17 protein-coding genes are annotated in these 18963 nt (G+C 66.3%); 16 read left to right on the top strand and 1 reads right to left on the bottom strand.

The genetic code is table 11. From position 1 onward, the window contains the following. Positions 1 to 81 precede the first annotated feature (81 nt). The 5 genes from mce (at position 82) to Q7J39_RS17760 (ending at position 4354) form a co-directional block, all read left to right on the top strand. A complete protein-coding gene (gene mce, locus Q7J39_RS17780; RefSeq protein WP_304828374.1) occupies positions 82 to 504 on the top strand; it encodes a methylmalonyl-CoA epimerase in 423 nt (140 codons plus the stop codon). After that, complete coding sequence (locus Q7J39_RS17775) at positions 504 to 767, top strand: DUF1467 family protein (RefSeq protein ID WP_304828371.1); 264 nt, start codon at positions 504 to 506, stop codon at positions 765 to 767. The genes mce and Q7J39_RS17775 overlap by 1 nt, the downstream gene beginning before the upstream one ends. Positions 768 to 1048: 281 nt before the next feature. Then, a complete protein-coding gene (gene proS, locus Q7J39_RS17770) occupies positions 1049 to 2362 on the top strand; it encodes a proline--tRNA ligase (RefSeq protein WP_304828368.1) in 1314 nt (437 codons plus the stop codon). Positions 2363 to 2412: 50 nt separating this feature from the next. Beyond that, on the top strand, positions 2413 to 3648 hold the full coding sequence (locus Q7J39_RS17765; RefSeq protein ID WP_304828578.1) for a lipoprotein-releasing ABC transporter permease subunit: 1236 nt from the start codon (positions 2413 to 2415) through the stop codon (positions 3646 to 3648). Further along, a complete protein-coding gene (locus Q7J39_RS17760; RefSeq protein ID WP_304828365.1) occupies positions 3641 to 4354 on the top strand; it encodes an ABC transporter ATP-binding protein in 714 nt (237 codons plus the stop codon). Before Q7J39_RS17765 ends, Q7J39_RS17760 begins: the two co-directional genes overlap by 8 nt. Here the strand turns inward: Q7J39_RS17760 and Q7J39_RS17755 are convergent. Continuing rightward, positions 4351 to 5223: a DUF2971 domain-containing protein gene (locus tag Q7J39_RS17755; RefSeq protein ID WP_304828362.1), complete on the bottom strand. Its 873-nt coding sequence runs from the start codon at positions 5221 to 5223 to the stop codon at positions 4351 to 4353. The genes Q7J39_RS17760 and Q7J39_RS17755 overlap by 4 nt on opposite strands. Positions 5224 to 5372: 149 nt before the next feature. Here Q7J39_RS17755 and sidA point away from each other — a divergent pair, with 149 nt between their 5' ends. From sidA to bamA, 11 genes are all read left to right on the top strand, one after another. After that, positions 5373 to 5465, top strand: a complete 93-nt coding sequence (sidA, locus tag Q7J39_RS20915; RefSeq protein WP_370690102.1) for a cell division inhibitor SidA — start codon at positions 5373 to 5375, stop codon at positions 5463 to 5465. 27 nt (positions 5466 to 5492) lie between these two features. Then, positions 5493 to 8933 carry a DNA polymerase III subunit alpha gene (dnaE, locus tag Q7J39_RS17750; protein ID WP_304828359.1) on the top strand — a complete coding sequence of 1147 codons (3441 nt, stop codon included), beginning with the start codon at positions 5493 to 5495 and terminating at the stop codon, positions 8931 to 8933. 180 nt (positions 8934 to 9113) lie between these two features. Beyond that, positions 9114 to 10055, top strand: a complete 942-nt coding sequence (gene rpsB / locus Q7J39_RS17745; RefSeq protein ID WP_304828356.1) for a 30S ribosomal protein S2 — start codon at positions 9114 to 9116, stop codon at positions 10053 to 10055. A 91-nt stretch (positions 10056 to 10146) separates the two neighbouring features. Next, positions 10147 to 11085 carry a translation elongation factor Ts gene (tsf, locus tag Q7J39_RS17740; protein ID WP_304828353.1) on the top strand — a complete coding sequence of 313 codons (939 nt, stop codon included), beginning with the start codon at positions 10147 to 10149 and terminating at the stop codon, positions 11083 to 11085. A 99-nt stretch (positions 11086 to 11184) separates the two neighbouring features. Continuing rightward, the gene (gene pyrH, locus Q7J39_RS17735; RefSeq protein ID WP_304828350.1) at positions 11185 to 11904 is read left to right on the top strand and encodes a UMP kinase; all 720 of its coding nucleotides are present in this window, start codon (positions 11185 to 11187) and stop codon (positions 11902 to 11904) included. Between the two features lie 38 nt (positions 11905 to 11942). Further along, positions 11943 to 12509: a ribosome recycling factor gene (frr, locus tag Q7J39_RS17730; RefSeq protein WP_304828347.1), complete on the top strand. Its 567-nt coding sequence runs from the start codon at positions 11943 to 11945 to the stop codon at positions 12507 to 12509. Positions 12510 to 12546: 37 nt separating this feature from the next. Continuing rightward, positions 12547 to 13299, top strand: a complete 753-nt coding sequence (uppS, locus tag Q7J39_RS17725; protein ID WP_304828344.1) for a polyprenyl diphosphate synthase — start codon at positions 12547 to 12549, stop codon at positions 13297 to 13299. After that, a complete protein-coding gene (locus tag Q7J39_RS17720; protein ID WP_304828341.1) occupies positions 13235 to 14122 on the top strand; it encodes a phosphatidate cytidylyltransferase in 888 nt (295 codons plus the stop codon). The genes uppS and Q7J39_RS17720 overlap by 65 nt, the downstream gene beginning before the upstream one ends. Continuing rightward, positions 14110 to 15309, top strand: a complete 1200-nt coding sequence (gene dxr, locus Q7J39_RS17715; RefSeq protein ID WP_304828338.1) for a 1-deoxy-D-xylulose-5-phosphate reductoisomerase — start codon at positions 14110 to 14112, stop codon at positions 15307 to 15309. Before Q7J39_RS17720 ends, dxr begins: the two co-directional genes overlap by 13 nt. Before the next feature lie 14 nt (positions 15310 to 15323). Then, positions 15324 to 16529 (top strand): RIP metalloprotease, encoded by a 1206-nt coding sequence (locus Q7J39_RS17710; RefSeq protein ID WP_304828335.1) that lies wholly within the window; start codon positions 15324 to 15326, stop codon positions 16527 to 16529. 29 nt (positions 16530 to 16558) lie between these two features. After that, positions 16559 to 18958, top strand: coding sequence for an outer membrane protein assembly factor BamA (gene bamA, locus Q7J39_RS17705; RefSeq protein WP_304828332.1), 2400 nt, complete (start codon positions 16559 to 16561; stop codon positions 18956 to 18958). The last annotated feature ends 5 nt before the right edge of the window (positions 18959 to 18963 follow it).

Below are 18963 nucleotides of genomic sequence, written 5' to 3'. Positions count from 1 at the left end.
CGACACCGCGCCGCAAGAGAGCGTTCCCCTAACCCGGCGGAAGTCGTCTATACCGCCCACGGAAATCGCGAGGCGGACGGCATGATCGGAAAACTGAACCATGTGGGGGTCGCCACCCCCTCCATCGACGAGGCCGTGAAGGTCTATCGCGACCTGCTGGGCGCGACCTCCATCGGCGAGAAGTTCGCCCTACCCGAACAGGGCGTCTGGGTCTGCTTCGTCGACACCCCCAACAGCCAGATCGAACTGATCGAGCCCTATGGCGAGGCCTCGCCGATCCACGGCTTCCTGGCCAAGAACCCCAATGGCGGCCAGCATCACATCTGCTTCGAAGTGCCCGATATCCTGGTGGCCCGCGACGACATGCGCGCCAAGGGCGCCACCGTGCTGGGCACGGGCGAGCCCCGCATGGGCGCCCACGGCGTGCCGGTGATCTTCATCCATCCCAAGAACATGGGCGGCGTCCTGGTCGAGCTCATGGAAGCCCCCAAGGGAGCCCACTGATGACCTGGTTCACCGGCGTCGCCATCTATTTCACCATCTGGTGGACCGTGCTGTTCGCGGTCCTGCCCATCGGCGTTGTCAGCCATGCCGAGGCCGGCATCGACAAGGGTGATGGCGGCGATCCCGGCGCCCCGGTGGACCCGAAGATCAAGAAGAAGTTCATCACCACCACCTGGATCTCGGCGATCGTCTTCTCGGTCCTGTGGCTGCTGCTGCATTTCCGGGTGATTCCGCTGCCGAACCTTCCGTCCGGCCTGGGCTGATTGCCCAGCCGGGCAGCGTCGCAAGTCTTGCCCGCTTAAAGATTGGGCGAAACCTATGCCCTTGGCGTGGCCGCGCGTAACGCCTTCGCCGGACGGCGTAACTCAGGTTACCAGAAGTCACATCGCGAGCAGCCGAAGGCTGTTTGTGGCGTTTTCCCCGACGACGAGAAGGCCGCCCACCTCCCTGGGCGGCCTTCTTTTCATCCAGCTTCGTTGCCAAGGTCCAAGCGCAGCGGCTATCAGGGCCGTTGATCTGAACCTCGTCCGGGAATCCTTAGCCGATGCGTCTTTCGCGTTACTTCATGCCGACGCTTCGGGAAGCCCCCTCCGACGCCGTGGTGGTCAGCCACCAGCTCATGCTGCGCGCCGGCATGATCCGCCAGGAGGCCGCCGGCATCTATGCCTGGCTGCCGCTGGGCCTGCGGGTCCTGAAGAAGATCGAGCAGATCGTGCGCGAGGAAATGGACCGGGCCGGCGCCATCGAGGTGCTGATGCCCACCCTGCAGCTGGCCGACCTGTGGCGCGAGAGCGGCCGCTATGAAGACTACGGCGACGAGATGCTGCGCATCACCGACCGCCACAAGCGCGACCTGCTCTACGGCCCCACCGCCGAGGAAGTGATCACCGAGATCTTCCGCGCCTATGTGAAGAGCTACAAGGACCTGCCCAAGAACCTCTACAACATCCAGTGGAAGTTCCGCGACGAGCGCCGCCCCCGCTTCGGCGTCATGCGCGGCCGCGAGTTCCTGATGAAGGACGCCTATTCCTTCGACGTCGACGAGGCCGCGGCGCGCAAGTCCTACAACCGCATGTTCATCGCCTATCTGAACACCTATGCGCGGATGGGCCTCAACGTGGTGCCCATGAAGGCCGATCCCGGCCCCATCGGCGGCGACCTCTCCCACGAGTTCATCATCCTGGCCGACACCGGCGAGAGCCAGGTGTTCTGCCACAAGGACCTGGTGGAGATGGGCGCCCCCGGCGACGTCGACTGGGACGGCGACCTCCAGCCCCTGGTGGAGCAGCGCACCAACCTCTACGCCGCCACCGAGGAGATGCACGACGAGGCGGCCTTCGCGGCGGTGCCCGAGGATAAGCGCCTCTCGGCCCGCGGCATCGAGGTCGGCCACATCTTCTACTTCGGCGAGAAGTACTCCAAGCCCATGAAGGCCACGGTGGCCGGGCCCGACGGCCAGGACCGTCCGATCCACGGCGGCTCCTACGGCGTCGGCGTCTCGCGCCTGACCGGCGCGATCATCGAGGCCAGCCATGACGAGGCCGGGATCATCTGGCCCGACGCCGTGGCGCCCTTCGGCGCGGCGGTGATCAACCTGCGGCCCGGCGACGCCGGCACCGACGAAGTGGCCGAGAAGGCCTATCAAGCCCTGATCGCGGCCGGCAAGGACCCCCTGCTGGACGACTCAGACCAGCGCCCCGGCGCCAAGTTCGCCGCCATCGATCTGGTGGGCATCCCCTGGCAGCTGGTGGTTGGGCCCAAGGGCGTCGCCGACGGCACCGTCGAGATCAAGCGCCGCGCCACCGGCGAGAAGCAGACCCTGACCCTGGAAGAAGCCCTGAAGGTGATCTCGGCGTGAGCAATCCGACCCTGGGAGGCCGCGGCCAGCCCTTCGGGGTCTGGGAGCGCATGGTCGCCGGCCGCTATCTGCGCGCCAAGAAGAGCCAGGGCGGCGTCGCCCTGATCTCGATCATCTCCTTCATCGGCATCACCCTGGCCGTCGCCGTGCTGATCATCGTGATGAGCGTGATGAACGGCTTCCGGTCCGAGCTGCTCAACCGCATCCTCGGCTTCAACGGCCACGTCTATGTGGCCGGCGGCGTGCTGCAGACCCCTGAGCGCGACGCCATGGTGATGCGCCTGCGCAAGCTGCCGGGCGTGACCCAGGCCGCCCCGGTCATCGAGGCCCAGGCCATGGCGCTGGGCATGGGCCAGATCAGCGGCGCGATCGTGCGCGGCCTGGCCCCCGCCGACCTCAAGGCCACCGAGATCATCGCCTCCAACATTGTCTCCGGCTCCCTTGAGGGCTTCGGCGACGGCGAGTACGGCGGCGACCTGATCCTGGTGGGCGACGACCTGGCGCGCAACCTGGGCGTCCAGGCCGGCGACGCGCTGACCCTGATCTCCCCCACCGGCGGGGCGACGGCCTTCGGCGCGACGCCGCAGCGCAAGTCCTACACTGTGGCCGGCACCTTCAAGGTGGGGATGAGCCAGTACGACCAGGCCTTCATCTACATGCCGCTGGCCCAGGCGCAGCTGTTCTTCGGCCGCGACACCGGCGTCGACTTCGTGGAGATGAAGCTCGCTGATCCCGACCAGGCCGTGGACATGAAGCCCGACGTCGCCCGCATCTCCGGCCCGGCCTCCATCGTCACCGACTGGACCCAGAAGAACGCCTCCTACTGGGGCGCCCTGCAGGTCGAGCGGAACGTCATGTTCCTGATCCTCACCATGCTGCTCTTCATCGCGGCCATGAACATCATCTCCGGCCTGGTCATGCTGGTGAAGAACAAGAGCCGCGACATCGCCATCCTGCGCACCATGGGGGCGGGGCAGGGGAGCATCCTGCGGATCTTCTTCATGACCGGCGCCACCATCGGCCTGCTGGGGACCCTGACGGGCCTCGGGATCGGGGTGCTGTTCTGCACCTTCATCGGCGAGATCCAGCAGTTCGTGGAGTGGGCCACCGGCGCCCAGGTGTTCAATTCCGACGTCTATTTCCTCACCCGCGTGCCGGCCAAGATCGACTGGATCGAGGTCGCGGGCATCACCGGCGGGGCCCTGGCCATGACCTTCGTGGCCAGCCTGCCGTCGGCCTGGCGCGCCTCGCGCCTCGATCCCGTGGAGGCGCTTCGCTATGAGTGAGCAGCCCGACGGCGCGCACGCCCACCAGGTCCTGGCCATCCGCGGCCTGACCCGCACCTACCAGACCGGCGACAAGACCCTGACCGTCCTCAACGAGGCCGATCTTGACATCATGCCGGGCGAGGTCGTGGGCCTCATTGGGCCCTCGGGCTCGGGCAAGTCGTCGCTCCTGCACGCGGCGGGCCTGCTGGAGCGCCCAACGGCCGGCCAGATCTTCATCGAGGGCCGCGACTGCTCCAACCTCAGCGACCGGGTCCGCACCCGGGTGCGCCTGCACACCATCGGCTTCGTATACCAGGCCCACCACCTGCTGCCGGAGTTCTCGGCGCTGGATAACGTGGTCCTGCCGCAGATGATCGCCGGGACCCCGCGCAAGGCGGCCCGCGAGCGCGCCTTCTTCCTGCTGGAACAGCTGGGCCTCGCCGAACGGGTCAAGCACCAGCCGGCCCAGCTCTCCGGCGGCGAACAGCAGCGCGTCGCCATCGCGCGCGCCCTGGCCAACTCGCCCCGCCTCCTGCTGGCCGACGAACCCACCGGCAACCTCGACCCGCACACTTCAGCGGCAGTGTTCGAGAACCTCTACGCGCTCGCCCGCGCCACCGGCGTCGCGGCCCTGGTCGCCACCCACAACCTGGAGCTCGCCCGGCACATGGACCGGGTGCTGGGGCTCAAGGACGGGAAGCTGGAAGCTCAGACGGGGTTTTAGGGGCGTACAGATTCGGCAATATCAAGTGCATATGCACCTGGGCGTATGCTTGCCTGGAACAGCTGAGCATGCGGGTAGATACGGCCAACTAGGGCACCTATCTCGCGCCGATCGTCTTCTGCCGTACGCAAACCAAATATCACTCCGTCTATTTCATTGCGCCCAAAGGGTATGTCTTCAAAGGCGTCCCTGGTACGTCCAGCACCAGAAGATATTCGCCACTCGCGCTCATGCGCCCAGTGGTTTGATTTTGTGTAGACAACATCATCAATGACGCGCTCGGCATCTATTCCGCCATAGCCGGCCAACATGTCGGACAATGATTCGTTGTCCATCATCGACGGGAGTTGATTGACGTACTGAACGGCTTTCCCCATTGAAATCGGATTGTCTGGGGTCTCGTCAGTGAAGCGTAGAACCACGCCCGCGTGATTTTGAGCGTAGTAAGACCACATCAGGATAATGTCCGGTGCGGCTGACAAGCACAGCACTTTGGTATCTGAGAAATGTTCGAATACCATTTTGTTGAATGAATCGATGCTGGCCTCCGGGATCGCAACGGACTCGCCGATCACGTCAGAAAACCGCTCCTCAAACTCGACACGACCCATGCCAGGCATGCGCTCACGAGTAATTCGGATCAATAACCCGAGTGCATTTGGAGGACGGTCACCTAACTCCCCGGAATAGTGGTTCCAAAATTTTTGCATTGCTAATGGACGCACGACGTCCTGATCGATCCCCGGCTGAAAAGCGAACTGCATATCAAAAGGGTCGTTGAGAGTTGCCGGGGTCGACCATCGCAAAGTTTGATTTCCCAAGACTACGCGAGCAGTACTGGCGGGCATGTACTTGAAATAGTGCGTCATCTAGGCGGTCTCGCGAGCGGCAGTTCGACACCTTAGGAACCCTTGATGGTAGGGCGGTTCCAGCCTCCAGGGTCGGTGATTTTAGCCCCCTTGTCATGAGAACAAAACCAGAATAGGAACATACGCAGAACATTCACAGGGGTGACGTTATGGTTGTTCGTTTGGCGCGGGAATCGCTGGCCTTTGTGTCGGTGTCGGGGTTTGTCTGGATGATGTGTCAGGTCGCGCAACTGGCCGCCTGAGGCTGAGGTTTTAGAGCGGAGGACGGCGTGAGCGGCGAGGGCGGACAAGACGGTTTCGTCCATCTGCGGGTCCGCTCGGCCTATTCGCTGCTGGAAGGCGCCATCAAGGCCGACAAGGTCGGAACCCTGGCGGCCAAGGCCCATATGCCGGCCGTGGCCCTGACCGACCGGGCCAATCTGTTCGGGGCGCTGGAGTTCTCCGTCGCCACCAAGGAGACCGGTGTCCAGCCCATCGTCGGGGTCGCCCTGCCGGTGCGCGGCATCGGCGAAGGCCCGCCGGAACGCTGGGCCAAGATCCCCACCATCGTCCTGCTGGCCCAGAGCGAGCAGGGCTATCTCCACCTCTCCGAACTGTCCTCGATGGCCTATCTGGACATCGAGCCCACCGAGGAGCCCCAGGTGTCCTGGAGCGCGGTGGCCGAGCGGGCCGAGGGCCTGCTGCTGCTGTCGGGCGGCGTCGACGGGCCGGTCGATCCGCTGATGGCCGCGGGCAAGACCGCCGAGGGCAGGGCGGCGCTTGCCGAAATGTCCCGCGTGTTCGGCGATCGCTTCTATATCGAGCTGCAGCGCCACGGCATGGCCGCCCAGGCCGCCGCCGAGCCGGAGCTCGTGGCCTACGCCTACGAATTCGACATTCCGTTGGTGGCCACCAACGACGTCTATTTCGGCCCGGCCGAGCTCTACACGGCCCACGAGGCCCTGCTGTGCATCGCCGACGGCGCCTATATCAGCCAGGAGGACCGCCGCCGGGTGACGCCCGAGCACTGGTTCAAGCCGGCCGCCGACATGCGCAAGCTGTTCGCCGACCTGCCGGAGGCCTGCGACAACACCCTCGATATCGCCCGGCGCTGCGCCTTCATGGTCAAGAAGCGCGACCCGATCCTGCCGCGCTTCCCCACCGTCGCCGGCCGCACCGAGGCCGAGGAACTGGCCGAGCAGGCCCGCGAGGGCCTGCGCAAGCGGCTGCAGGGCCACACCCTTTCCGGAACCGAACAGGACTATTGGGACCGGCTGGAGCGCGAGATCGGCGTCATCCAGGCCATGGGCTTCCCCGGCTACTTCCTGATCGTGTCGGACTTCAAGAAGTGGGCTGTGGCCCACGCCATTCCGGTGGGGCCGGGCCGGGGTTCCGGCGCCGGCTCGCTGGTGGCCTGGTCGCTGCTGATCACCGGCCTCGACCCCCTGCGCTATGGCCTGCTGTTCGAGCGGTTCCTGAACCCCGAGCGGGTGTCCATGCCCGACTTCGACATCGACTTCTGCCAGGAGCGGCGGGAGGAGGTGATCTCCTACGTCCAGCAGCGCTATGGTCGCGACCGGGTGGCCCAGATCATCACCTTCGGCACCCTGCAGGCCCGCGCCGTGCTGCGCGACGTCGGCCGCGTGCTGCAACTTCCCCTTGGCCAGGTGGACCGCCTGGCCAAGATGGTGCCGGCCAACCCCGCCAATCCGGTGACCCTGGCCCGCGCCATCGAGATCGAGCCCCGCCTGCGCCAGGCCAAGGACGACGACGAGGCCGTGGCCCAGCTGCTGGAGACCGCCCTCCAGCTGGAAGGCCTCTACCGCAACGCCTCGACCCACGCCGCCGGCGTGGTGATCAGCGACCGGCCGCTGACCGAACTGACGCCGCTCTACCGCGACCCGCGCTCGGACCTGCCCGCCACCCAGTTCAACATGAAGTGGGTGGAGAGCGCGGGCCTGGTGAAGTTCGACTTCCTGGGCCTGAAGACGCTCACCGTCATCGACCGGGCCTTGAAGTACCTGGATAAGCGCGGCGCCCGCGTCGACATGGCCGAGCTGCCCCTGGACGACGCCAAGACCTACGAGCTGATGAGCGCGGCCCAGACGGTCGGCGTGTTCCAGCTGGAAGGCCAGGGGATGCGCGACACCCTGCGCCAGCTGCGCCCCGGCTCCATCGAGGACGTCACCGCCGTCGGCGCGCTGTACCGCCCTGGTCCCATGGACAACATCCCGCTGTTCATCGACTGCAAGTTCGGCCGCAAACCCGTTGATTACCTTCATCCTTCGCTCGAAGTGGTGCTGAAGGAAACCTATGGCGTCATCGTCTACCAGGAACAGGTGATGCAGATCGCCCAGATCCTGGCGGGCTATTCGCTGGGGGAAGCCGACCTGCTTCGCCGGGCGATGGGCAAGAAGAAGAAGGAGGAGATGGACCAGCAGCGGGCGCGGTTCATCTCCGGCGCGGCCGAAAAGGGCGTCTCCGCCGAGCAGTCGGGCGGCATCTTCGACCTGGTGGACAAGTTCGCGGGCTACGGCTTCAACAAGAGCCACGCGGCCGCCTACGCCCTGATCTCGTACCAAACCGGCTGGTTGAAGGCCAATGCGCCGGCGGAGTTCTTCGCGGCCTCCATGAGCCTCGACATCTCCACGACCGACAAGCTGGCGGTCTTCTACCAGGACGCCAAGAAGTTCGGGATCAAGATCCGAGCCCCGGACGTCAACCTGTCGGCCGCCGACTTCGATGTCGAAGGCGGCGAGGTGCTCTATGCCCTGGGCGGCATCCGCAATGTGGGCTTGCAGGCCATGGAGCATGTGGTCGCCGTCCGCACCGAGGGCGGGCCGTTCAAGGACCTGTTCGACTTCGTCGAGCGGGTCGATCCCAAGCAGGTCAACAAGCGCTCATTCGAGACCCTGGCCCGGGCCGGCGCCTTCGACTCACTCCACGCCAACCGCGCCCAGATCGTCGGCGCCGCCGATGTGCTGGTGGGCTACGGCCAGTCGGTGGCCGCCGAGCGCGCCTCCTCGCAAGGGTCGCTGTTCGGCGGCGACCAGGTGGAGGCCCAGCGGCCCCGCCTGCCCAAGATCGACACCTGGTCCTCCACCCAGCGCCTGGACGAGGAACTGGCCGCCGTCGGCTTCTACCTGTCGGGCCACCCGATGGACGACATGGTGCCTGCCCTGCGCCGCAAGCGCGTCGACCTGCTGGCCGACGTCCTGCCCAAGGCGATTGCGGGCTCGGAAGCCTTCCGCATGGCCGGCGTCGTGCGCCGTAAGCAGGAGCGGGCCTCGGCCTCCAGCGGCGAGAAGTTCGCCTTCGTCACCTTCTCCGACCCGACCGGCGAGTTCGAGGTGCTGTTCCCGCCGGAATCCCTGCGCAACGCCCGCGAACTGCTGGAGCCCGGCAAGTGCGTGGCCCTGCGGATCCGCGCCAAGGCCCGGGACGGGGAGGTGCGGTTCTTCGGCGACGGCTGCGAACCCATCGACCGGGCGATCGAGAACGCCGTGGCCGGCCTGCGCGTCCACATCGCGCCCCGCAGCGCCGAGATCGACGCCCTGAAGAAGCGCCTGGAAGGCTCGGTGAACAGCCGCGGCGGCGAGGTCATCCTGGTGGCCGCCGTCGAGGGCGGCCGCGAGGTGGAGGTCAAGCTGCCGGGCCGCTTCACCCTGGACAATGCGGTGCGTGGCGCCCTGAAGACCGCGCCCGGCGTGGTCTTCGTCGAGGACCTTTAGCGGCGCCTGGCCCCAACCGCGCCTGGCCCTTGTCTTTTCAGCCGCTTGGCCCTATATCCGCGCCCATTCCACACGCAGGCGTTTGGCGGTTGGCGGGGAGACATCCCGTCGGTTTCCAATCCGGTCCTCCCACAGGAGGGTTTGTCTGCGGAGGCTAACCGGAAAAAGAGGACCATACACATGGCGCTTCCCGACTTCTCTATGCGTCAGCTCCTGGAAGCTGGCGCTCACTTCGGCCACCAGACCCACCGCTGGAATCCGAAGATGGACCGCTACATCTTCGGTAGCCGTTCCAACATCCACATCATCGACCTCAGCCAATCGATCCCGCTCCTGCACCAGGCCCTGGTGAAGGTTCGTGAGGTCGCCGCCTCGGGTGGCCGCGTGCTGTTCGTCGGCACCAAGCGTCAGGCCTCCGATCCGGTCGCCACCGCCGCCAAGCGCAGCGCCCAGTACTATGTGAACCACCGTTGGCTGGGCGGCACGCTCACCAACTGGCGCACCGTCTCGGGCTCGATCTCGCGCCTGCGTGAGCTGGAAGGCCTGCTGGAAAGCGGCTCGGAAGGCCGCGCCAAGAAGGAACTGCTGAAGCTGACGCGCGAGCGCGACAAGCTTGAACTGTCCCTGGGCGGCATCAAGGACATGGGCGGCATCCCCGACATCATGTTCGTGATCGACACCAACAAGGAAGCGATCGCGATCCAGGAAGCCCGCAAGCTGAACATCCCGGTCGTCGCCATCCTGGACACCAACTGCAACCCGGACGGCATCACCTATCCGATCCCGGGCAATGATGACGCCGCGCGCGCCATCCAGCTCTATTGCGACCTGATGGCCGACTCGATCCTCGACGGTCTGGCCGCCGGCCAATCGGCCGCCGGTGTGGACCTGGGCGCCTCCGTGGCCCCGATCGAGCCGACCCTGGCCCGTGAACTGACCCCGGAACCGGTCGTGACCGAAGCCGAGATGGCCGCGCCCGCCGCCGCCGCTCCGGCCCCGGTCGCCGCTGAACCGGTCGCTGTCGCCGCTGAACCGGCCCCGGCTCCCGCCCCGGCCGCGGCCGAACCGGAGACCACCGCGGCGGAAGCCCCGGCGGCTGAACCGACCGCGACCCAGGACTAAGTCGGAGGCTCGCTTCCGGCGAGCCGACAACCCTACGACGGCGAGGTCCTAGATGGGCCTCGCCGACCCACTTGATCTGAAGGAGCTCACCATGGCGGAAATCACCGCTGCGCTGGTCAAGGACCTGCGCGAGAAATCCGGCGCGGGCATGATGGACTGCAAGAAGGCCTTGCAGGAAAACGGCGGCGACGTCGAAGCCTCCATCGACTGGCTGCGCACCAAGGGCCTGTCCAAGGCCGCAAAGAAGTCCGACCGCGCCGCCGCTGAAGGCCTGGTGGCCGGCAAGCTGAGCGACGACGGCAAGACCGGCGTGCTCATCGAGCTGAACGCCGAGACCGACTTCGTGTCCAAGAACGACAAGTTCCAGGACGCGGCGCGCGATTGCGCCCTCGTGGCCCTGGGCGTCGACGGCGACGTGGACGCCATCTCCGCGGCCAAGACCGCCAAGGGCGAAGTCGTCGGCGACGTGATCCTGAACCTGATCGCGACCATCGGCGAGAACATGCGCCTGCGCCGCTCGGCCCGCCTTAGCGTCGCTCAAGGCGCCGTGGCCCTCTACCTGCACAATGCGCAGGGCGATGGCGTCGGCCGCCTCGGCGTGCTCGTCGCGCTGGAAGGCGCCGGCGACCAGGCCGTGCTGAAGGACGTGGGCCGCAAGATCGCCCTGCACGTGGCCGGTACGCCGACCCCGCCGCTGGCGCTCACCGAGGCCGACCTGGACCCCGCCGCCGTCGAGAAGGAAAAGAAGTTCCTCACCGACCAGGCGCTGGAATCGGGCAAGCCGATCGGCGTCGTCGAGAAGATGATCGAAGGCCGCATCCGTAAGTGGCAGGAAGAAGTGGTGCTGCTGAAGCAACCCTTCGTCATGAACCCGGACCTGACCATCGAGCAGCTGATCGCCGAAACCGCCAAGGAAACCGGCTCGCCGGTGACCGTGAAGGGCTTCGTGCGCTTCTCCCTGGGTGAAGGCGTCGAGAAGAAGGTCGATGATTTCGCCGCCGAAGTGGCGTCGATGACCGGCCAAGCCTAACTTCAGGCACATAAAAAGACGGCCCAAGGGCGCCGTGCGTTCGACGCGCACGGCGCCCTTGGTTTATGTAGTACCGCCCAAGATTCTCGAGAGCGCCCCATGTCCGACGCCAAGCCGCGCTACAAGAAGATCCTCTTGAAGATGTCGGGCGAGGTCCTGATGGGCGACGCCCTGTTCGGCATCGACACCAAGACGATCGAGGCGGTGGCCGCGGACATCAAGGAAGTGGTCGACGCCGGCGTCGAGCTCTGCCTGGTGGTGGGCGGCGGCAACATCTTCCGCGGCGTCTCGCTGGCGGGCAAGGGCATGGACCGCGCCAGCGCCGACTATATGGGCATGTTGGCCACGGTGATGAATGCGCTCGCCCTCCAGGGCGCCCTGGAAAAGGCCGGCGTCGATACCCGGGTTCAGTCGGCCATCCCAATGGACGCCGTCTGCGAGCCCTATATCCGCCGCCGGGCTCAGCGCCACATCGAGAAGGGCCGGGTGGTGATTTTCGCCGCCGGCCTCGGCGCCCCCTTCTTCACCACCGACACCCCCGCGGCCCTGCGCACCGCCGAGATGGGTTGCGACGCCCTCTTCAAGGGCACCAGCGTGGACGGCGTCTACACCGCCGACCCCAAGAAGGATCCCAGCGCCCGGCGCTATGAGACCCTCAGCTACCAGGACGTGCTGGCCCAGGACCTTCGGGTCATGGACGCCTCGGCCATCGCCCTGATGCGCGACAACAACGTGCCGATCGTGGTGTTCTCTATCCGCGAGCGGGGCAACTTCATGAAGGTGCTGCAGGGCGAAGGCGTCTTCACCACCATCGCCTGACCACGCCGACAACCTTTTGACTTAGGGGAGACGCACCCATGGCCGACGCAGAAAAGCCGGTGCTTTCGAGCTACCGGGACCGCATGGACAAGGCGATCTCCGCCTTGAAGGATGAGTTCGCCAGCCTGCGCACCGGTCGGGCCTCGGCGGGCCTGCTGGATCAGGTGATGGTGGAAGCCTACGGCTCGACCGTGCCCTTGAACCAGGTGGCCGCCGTCAGCGTTCCTGAGCCGCGCTCCATCACCGTCAGTGTTTGGGACAAGGGCATGGTTGTGTCGGTGGAGAAGGCGATCCGTTCGTCCGGTCTCGGTTTCAATCCGGTCAACGAAGGCACGAACCTGCGCATTCCGATCCCGCCCCTGACCGAGGAGCGTCGCAAGGACCTGGCCAAGATCGCCGGCAAGTACGCCGAGCAGCAGAAGATCGCCGTCCGCAACGTCCGTCGCGACGCCAATGACGACCTGAAGAAGGCCGAAAAGAACGGGGCCATCAACCAGGACGATCTGAAGCGCATGGAGACCGAGGTCCAGAAGATGACGGACGAGGCCATCAAGCGCGTGGACGAAGCCTTGAAAACCAAAGAGCAAGAGATCATGCAGGTTTAGTCGTCCACACTGACCTGAAGGACGAAACGGAAAACGCATGGCCTCCGCTCCCACAGAGCCGCCCGCCAAGGACGCGCCACTGCACGTGGCGATCGTCATGGACGGCAATGGCCGCTGGGCCAAGCGCCGGGGGCTGCCGCGCAAGCTGGGCCATCCCAAGGGCGTGGAGGCGATTCGCCGGGTGGTGGAGGCGGCGCCCGACCTGGGCGTCCGTTGGCTCACCCTCTACGCCTTCTCCACGGAGAATTGGGGTCGGCCGGCCGGCGAGGTGGCCGAGGTCATGCGGCTGCTGAAGCACTATGTGAACAGCGACCTCGACAAGCTGACCCGCGAAGGCGTGAAGGTCCGCATCCTGGGGCGCCGCGAGGGCCTGCCGCCGGACGTGTCCGAGATCGTCGAGCGCGCCGAGACCCGTACCGCCCATAACGACAAGTTCTTCCTGCAGGTGGCCTTCAACTATGGCGGACGCGCCGACATCGTCGACGCCGCTCGGGCCCTGGTGGCCGAGGCCCTGGCCGGCAAGATCGACGCCGCCGCCGTGACCGATGCAGCCTTCGAGGCCCGCCTCTCCACCGGCGGTCTGCCGCCCCCCGACCTGGTGGTGCGCACCAGCGGCGAACAGCGCCTGTCGAACTTCCTGCTGTGGGAGTCTGCCTATTCGGAGTTCGTCTTCCCCGACGTGCTCTGGCCTGATTTCACACCGGCCGACCTACAGTCGGCGATCGATGAGTTCCACCGGCGCGAGCGCAGGTACGGCGCCGTCGCGGACGACGTCCTTGCCGCCGGCTAAGCGTTTCAACTGGTCCAATCTGGGCGTACGGGTGGCCTCGGCCACGGTTCTCGTGCCGACCGCGCTGGCCGCGGTGTGGTTCGACACGGGCCTGGCCGTCGGCGGCTGGCCCTTCCTGGTCTTGATCGCCGTGGCCGTCGCGCTGCTGTCGATCGAGTGGGGCGGGATGAGCGCCCCCTATGCGCCCGTGCGGGTCTCCACCGCCGTCACCGTCGCCATCCTGGCCGGCGTCTTCCTGGCCCACCGAGAGCACATGTGGATGGCTTGGGGCGGCTTGGCCCTGGGCGGGATCGCCTCGGCCCTGGTGGCCCGCGGCGTGGCCGAGCGCCCCGCCGACGCCGCCTTCGGGGTCTTCTATATCGGCATCGCCTGCATCTGCCTGGTGTGGCTGCGCGCCATGGATCAAGGGCACTGGTGGACGCTCATGCTGTTCGCCATCACCTGGACCGCCGATATCGCCGCTTTCGCCGTCGGCAGCGCCCTGAAGGGCCCCAAGCTCTGGCCCCGCTTCTCCCCCAACAAGACCTGGTCGGGCTTCGTGGGCGGCCTGGTCTTCGCGACGGCTGTGGGCGCCCTGATGACCCTTATCCCGGCGTTTGAACTCAACATGGCCGCCGGCGCCCTGGTGGGCCTGCTGGGGGGGCTGGCCACCATGGCCGGCGACCTCTGGGAGTCGGCGTTGAAGCGCCGGTTCGGGGTCAAGGATTCCGGTGACCTGATCCCCGGCCATGGCGGCCTGCTGGACCGCGTCGATGGCCTGCTGTTCGCCGCGGTGATCATCGCCGCCGCCCGCCTGGTGAACCACCTGGGATGGGGCCATTGAGCCTGCCGCGCCGCCTCAGCGTCCTGGGCTGCACCGGCTCGGTGGGCGTCTCCACCCTGGACCTGATCGAGAAGTCGGGCGCCGAGGTCGAGATCATCGCCCTGACCGCGGGCCGCAATGTCGAGCGCCTGGCGCAGCAGGCCCGCCAGTGGCGGCCGAAGCTGGCGGTGATCGAGGACGAGACCAAGCTTTCCGAGTTGCGCGACAGGTTGGCCGGGACCGGCATCGCCACGGCCGCCGGGGCAGGCGCCGTGGTCGAGGCCGCGGCCATGGACGCCCAGTGGGTGATGTCGGCCATCGTCGGCTTCGCGGGACTGGGCCCGACCCTGGCCGCCGCGCGCTCCGGCGCCATCGTCGCCCTGGCCAACAAGGAGAGCCTGGTCTGTTCCGGCCCCCAACTGCTCCGGATCGCCAAGCTGGCGGGCGGGGTGGTGATCCCGGTGGATTCCGAGCACTCGGCGATCTTCCAGGTCTTCGACCCCATGGTCGCCCAGCACGTCTCGCGCCTTGTGCTCACCGCGTCGGGGGGACCGTTCCGGGGCTGGACGCGGGACCAGATGCGCCTGGCCAGCGTCGAGCAGGCCGTGGCCCATCCGATGTGGGACATGGGGGTCAAGATCTCCATCGACTCGGCCACCATGATGAACAAGGGCCTGGAGATGGTGGAGGCGGCCTATCTGTTCGCCATGCCGCCCGAGCGGGTCGATGTGATCGTCCACCCGCAGTCCATCGTCCATTCGATGGTGGAATATGTCGACGGCTCGACCCTGGCCCAGCTTGGCGCGCCGGACATGCGCACGCCCATCGCCTGCGCCTTGGCCTGGCCCGACCGTCTGCCCTGGCCCGCGCCCAGGCTGGACCTGGCTCAGGTCGGCCAGCTCACCTTCGAGGCGCCCGACTACGAACGATTCCCCGCGCTTCAGATCGCCAAGGACGCCCTGGCGGCCGGCGGTGCGGCCCCGGCGGTGATGAACGCCGCCAATGAGGTCGCGGTGGCCGCTTTTCTTGACCGCCGCATAGGCTTTCTCGATATTGCCGCAATCGTAGCCGAAACACTTGAACGTGTTGAGGCCAAGGGCCTCGCGGGGGAACCCAACAGCGATGTCCTTGAGGGTGCAAAGGCGACAGATGCGATGGCGCGTCGCGTTGCGTGCGATGTCGTCGCCGGGCTTAGTCCGGCGTCGTAAGGAGTAGCCTCGCAATGCTTTCGTTTCTTCAGACCGCTGTCGCCTTCGTCCTGGTGCTGACCCTGGTGGTCACCATCCATGAGCTGGGGCACTTCTGGGCCGCCAAGAGCTTCGGCGTGGCGATCGACCGGTTCTCCATCGGATTTGGCAAGGCGATCGCCTCCTGGACCGACAAGTCCGGCGTGCAGTGGCGGATCGGCTGGGCGCCGGTGGGCGGCTATGTGGCCTTCTCCGGCGACGACAACGCCGCCAGCGTCCCCGACCAGGACGATCTGGAGACCATGCGCCAGGCCATCGTGGCCCGCGAAGGGCAGGGGGCGCTCTCCCGCTATTTCCACTTCAAGCCGATCTGGCAGCGCGCGGTGATCGCCGCGGCGGGCCCGATGGCCAATTTCGTTCTCGCCATCGTCATCTTCGCCGTCCTGATCTTCGCCCTGGGGGAAAACCTGCTGCCGGCCAAGGTGGCCTCGGTCGCCCCCGGCAGTCCCGCGGCGGCGGCCGGCTTCCGGCCCGGCGACCTGATCTCCGAGGCGAATGGGCGCCCGGTCAAGAGCTTCATGGACCTCGCCGAGGTGGCCCAGCTTCGGGTGAACCTGCCGACGGAGTTCGTCGTGCGGCGCGGGACGCAGGAGCTTTCGCTGATCGCGACCTCCAAGCTGCAGATGCGCTCCGATGGTCTCGGTGGCGAGCGGATGCAGGGCACCCTGGGCATCGTCCCGGCACAGACCCGGGAGGACTATGTCCACGTACGCTACAACCCCATCGAGGCGGTCGGCAAAGGTGTCGAGCGCACCTGGCGCGTGCTCAGCACCACGGTCTACTACCTAGGCCGGATGGTGACCGGCCAGGTCTCGGCTGATCAGTTGAGCGGCCCGTTGGGAATCGCCCGCGTCTCGGGCCAGGTCGCCCAGGCCGGGGCGGTTGGCGCGCCGGACCTCGGCTCACAGATTCTCGGCTCCGGCGTCGCCCTCCTGGGTCTCGCCGCGGTGCTCTCGGTGGGTATTGGGTTCATGAACCTGCTGCCGGTGCCCGTGCTGGACGGGGGCCACCTGCTGTTCTACGCCTACGAAGCTGTGGCCCGTAGGCCTCTCGCGGCCAAGGTTCAGGCCGCCGGCTATCGTGTGGGCCTTGCGCTGTTGCTGGGATTGATGTTGTTCGCGACCTGGAACGATCTGCAGCAACTGCGTGTGTTCAAAATCCTCGGCGGTCTGCTTTCCTGACCTCCCCATTTCCGTTGACGGCAGAAACGATGCAAAGAACCCGCGCCCACAGCGCCGCGCTCGCCTCCGGTCTCGCCCTGCTTCTGGGCTCGACCGCGCTTACCCTGCCGAGTCTCGCCTTCGCCCAGGCCGCCGAGCAATCCGGCGTCGTGCAGCGCATCATTGTCGAGGGCAATGAGCGGATCGAGCAGTCGACCGTGCTCTCCTACCTGCCCATTCAGGCCGGGGAGACCGCCGATCCGGCCAAGCTCGACCTGGCGCTGAAGGCGCTGTTCCGCACCGATCTGTTCTCGGACGTGAAGATCAACCTGCTGAACGGCGACCTGACCATCACGGTCGTGGAGAATCCGATCGTCAACAAGGTGGTCTTCGAGGGCAATTCCGGCCTGAAGGAAGACAAGCTGCGCGATGAGGTCACCGTGCGTCCGCGCGGCATCTTCACCCGCGCCAAGGTCCAGGCTGACGTCCAGCGCATCGTGGAACTCTATCGCCGGTCCGGCCGGATCTCCGCCACCGTGACGCCGAAGATCGTCGAACTGCCCCAGAAGCGCGTCGACCTGATCTTCGAGATCGACGAGGGCCCCAAGAGCGGCGTGCTGCGGGTCAACTTCCTGGGCAACGAGGAATTCTCCGACAACGACCTGCGCGATGTCGTCGTGACCGAGCAGACCAGCTGGTACAAATTCTTCTCGTCCAACGCCAACTACGACCCTGACCGCCTTGAGTACGACAAGGAGCAGCTGCGCAAGCACTACCGCAATCGTGGCTTCTACGACTTCCGGGTGATCTCGGCGGTGGCCGAACTGTCCACGGACAAAAACGGCTTCGTCATCACCTATACGCTGGACGAGGGTCCCGAATACAAGTTCGGTAAGATCTCCGTGGAGACCGAGCTGCAGAAGCTGGACAAGAACCTGCTGCTGCAACTGGTGCCGATCCGCTCGGGCGAGCTCTACGAAGACGAGAAGATCGAGAGCGCCAACGACTCGCTGACCTTCGCCGCGGGCGCCGCGGGCTTCGCCTCGGTGGACGTGCGGCCCCGCTACGTGGCCAACAAGGAAACCAAGACCGTCGACGTGGTCTTCCAGGTCCGCGAAGGCCCGCGCGTCTATGTCGAGCGCATCGACATCATCGGCAACAGCCAGACCCTCGACTACGTCATCCGCCGTGAGCTGAACCTGGTGGAGGGCGACGCTTACAACCGCGCCCTGGTGGACCGTTCGAAGAACAACATCCGCGCCCTTGGCTTCTTCAAGAACGTCGACATCGCCGAAATCGCGGGCTCCGCCCCGGACCGGACCACCCTGCAGGTCAAGGTCGAGGAACAACCCACCGGCGAGCTCTCGTTCAGCGCAGGCTACTCGTCCGTCGATCAGCTGGTGCTCGACCTCGGCATCACGCAACGCAACTTCCGCGGCCGCGGCCAGGACGTCCGCGCCCGGATTTCCGTGGGCTCGCTTCGCCAGCAGGTGGACTTCTCCTTCACCGAGCCGCGCTTCCTGGGTCGCAATCTGCGGGCCGGGGTGGACATCTATTCCTACCGCTACGATCTGACCGACTACTCGGCCTATCAGACCAGCACCCTGGGCATGAACCTACGCGCCGGCTTCCCGCTGACGCTCAACTCTTCGATGAGCACCCGCTATGTGCTGCGGCAGGACGAGGTGGAGATCGACGACAGCTACTGCGATCCGACCTTGCCGGTCGTGTCCCTGTCGCTCTGCGCCCAGCGCGGGGCGTTCCTGACCTCGCTCGTGGGCTACGGCCTGCGCCTGGATCGGCGGAACAACCCGGTCAATCCGACCCGCGGCTTCTATGCGGACATCAGCCAGGATCTGGCGGGGGTCGGCGGCGACGTGAACTACATCAAGACCGACCTCGCCGGCGGCTGGTATCACGGCTTCAACAAGAACTTCATCCTCAGCGTCACCGGCCAGGCGGGCTACATCGCCGGCTGGAGCGGGGACACGATCCGGATCAACGACCGCTCCTACAAGGGCGGCAACAGCTTCCGGGGCTTCGAGACCGCGGGTCTGGGGCCGCGCGACACCAACTTCGCTCGCAGCGACGCGCTCGGCGGCCGGGCCTACGCCATTGGTTCGGTGGAGCTGACCATTCCGACCTTCGTGCCCGAGCAGTACGGCATCAAGGCCGCGCTGTTCACCGACTTCGGCACCGTTGGCCTGCTGGACGACGTGGACAAGGAATACCAGCCGGGCTCGATCAATCCTGTCACGGGTCTGCCCTATCCTGCCGGGACGCGCGATCCGCTGATCTTCGACGATCTGTCGCTGCGCGCCACAGCCGGCCTGTCGGTGTTCTGGAAGTCGCCCATGGGTCCCATCCGTTTCGACTTCAGCCAAGTTTTGGCCAAAGAAGACTACGACAAGACCGAAACCTTCCGTTTCTCCACTTCAACGAAGTTCTGACCCTC

This window comes from Phenylobacterium sp., from assembly GCF_030651185.1.
Lineage (GTDB): Bacteria > Pseudomonadota > Alphaproteobacteria > Caulobacterales > Caulobacteraceae > Phenylobacterium.
Note: the sequence above shows the minus strand (reverse complement) of the source record. Positions and strands in the feature narration are given on the sequence as shown.

Coding starts and splice junctions, on each gene's coding strand:
- Q7J39_RS17775 (WP_304828371.1), top strand. CDS start 504: ATGACCTGGTTCACCGGCGTCGCCATCTATTTCACCATCTGGTGGACC.
- Q7J39_RS17765 (WP_304828578.1), top strand. CDS start 2,413: ATGGTCGCCGGCCGCTATCTGCGCGCCAAGAAGAGCCAGGGCGGCGTC.
- tsf (WP_304828353.1), top strand. CDS start 10,147: ATGGCGGAAATCACCGCTGCGCTGGTCAAGGACCTGCGCGAGAAATCC.
- bamA (WP_304828332.1), top strand. CDS start 16,559: ATGCAAAGAACCCGCGCCCACAGCGCCGCGCTCGCCTCCGGTCTCGCC.
- frr (WP_304828347.1), top strand. CDS start 11,943: ATGGCCGACGCAGAAAAGCCGGTGCTTTCGAGCTACCGGGACCGCATG.
- Q7J39_RS17710 (WP_304828335.1), top strand. CDS start 15,324: ATGCTTTCGTTTCTTCAGACCGCTGTCGCCTTCGTCCTGGTGCTGACC.
- dxr (WP_304828338.1), top strand. CDS start 14,110: ATGGGGCCATTGAGCCTGCCGCGCCGCCTCAGCGTCCTGGGCTGCACC.
- sidA (WP_370690102.1), top strand. CDS start 5,373: ATGGTTGTTCGTTTGGCGCGGGAATCGCTGGCCTTTGTGTCGGTGTCG.
- mce (WP_304828374.1), top strand. CDS start 82: ATGATCGGAAAACTGAACCATGTGGGGGTCGCCACCCCCTCCATCGAC.
- Q7J39_RS17755 (WP_304828362.1), bottom strand. CDS start 5,223: ATGACGCACTATTTCAAGTACATGCCCGCCAGTACTGCTCGCGTAGTC.
- pyrH (WP_304828350.1), top strand. CDS start 11,185: ATGTCCGACGCCAAGCCGCGCTACAAGAAGATCCTCTTGAAGATGTCG.
- Q7J39_RS17720 (WP_304828341.1), top strand. CDS start 13,235: ATGAGTTCCACCGGCGCGAGCGCAGGTACGGCGCCGTCGCGGACGACG.
- rpsB (WP_304828356.1), top strand. CDS start 9,114: ATGGCGCTTCCCGACTTCTCTATGCGTCAGCTCCTGGAAGCTGGCGCT.
- uppS (WP_304828344.1), top strand. CDS start 12,547: ATGGCCTCCGCTCCCACAGAGCCGCCCGCCAAGGACGCGCCACTGCAC.
- Q7J39_RS17760 (WP_304828365.1), top strand. CDS start 3,641: ATGAGTGAGCAGCCCGACGGCGCGCACGCCCACCAGGTCCTGGCCATC.
- proS (WP_304828368.1), top strand. CDS start 1,049: ATGCGTCTTTCGCGTTACTTCATGCCGACGCTTCGGGAAGCCCCCTCC.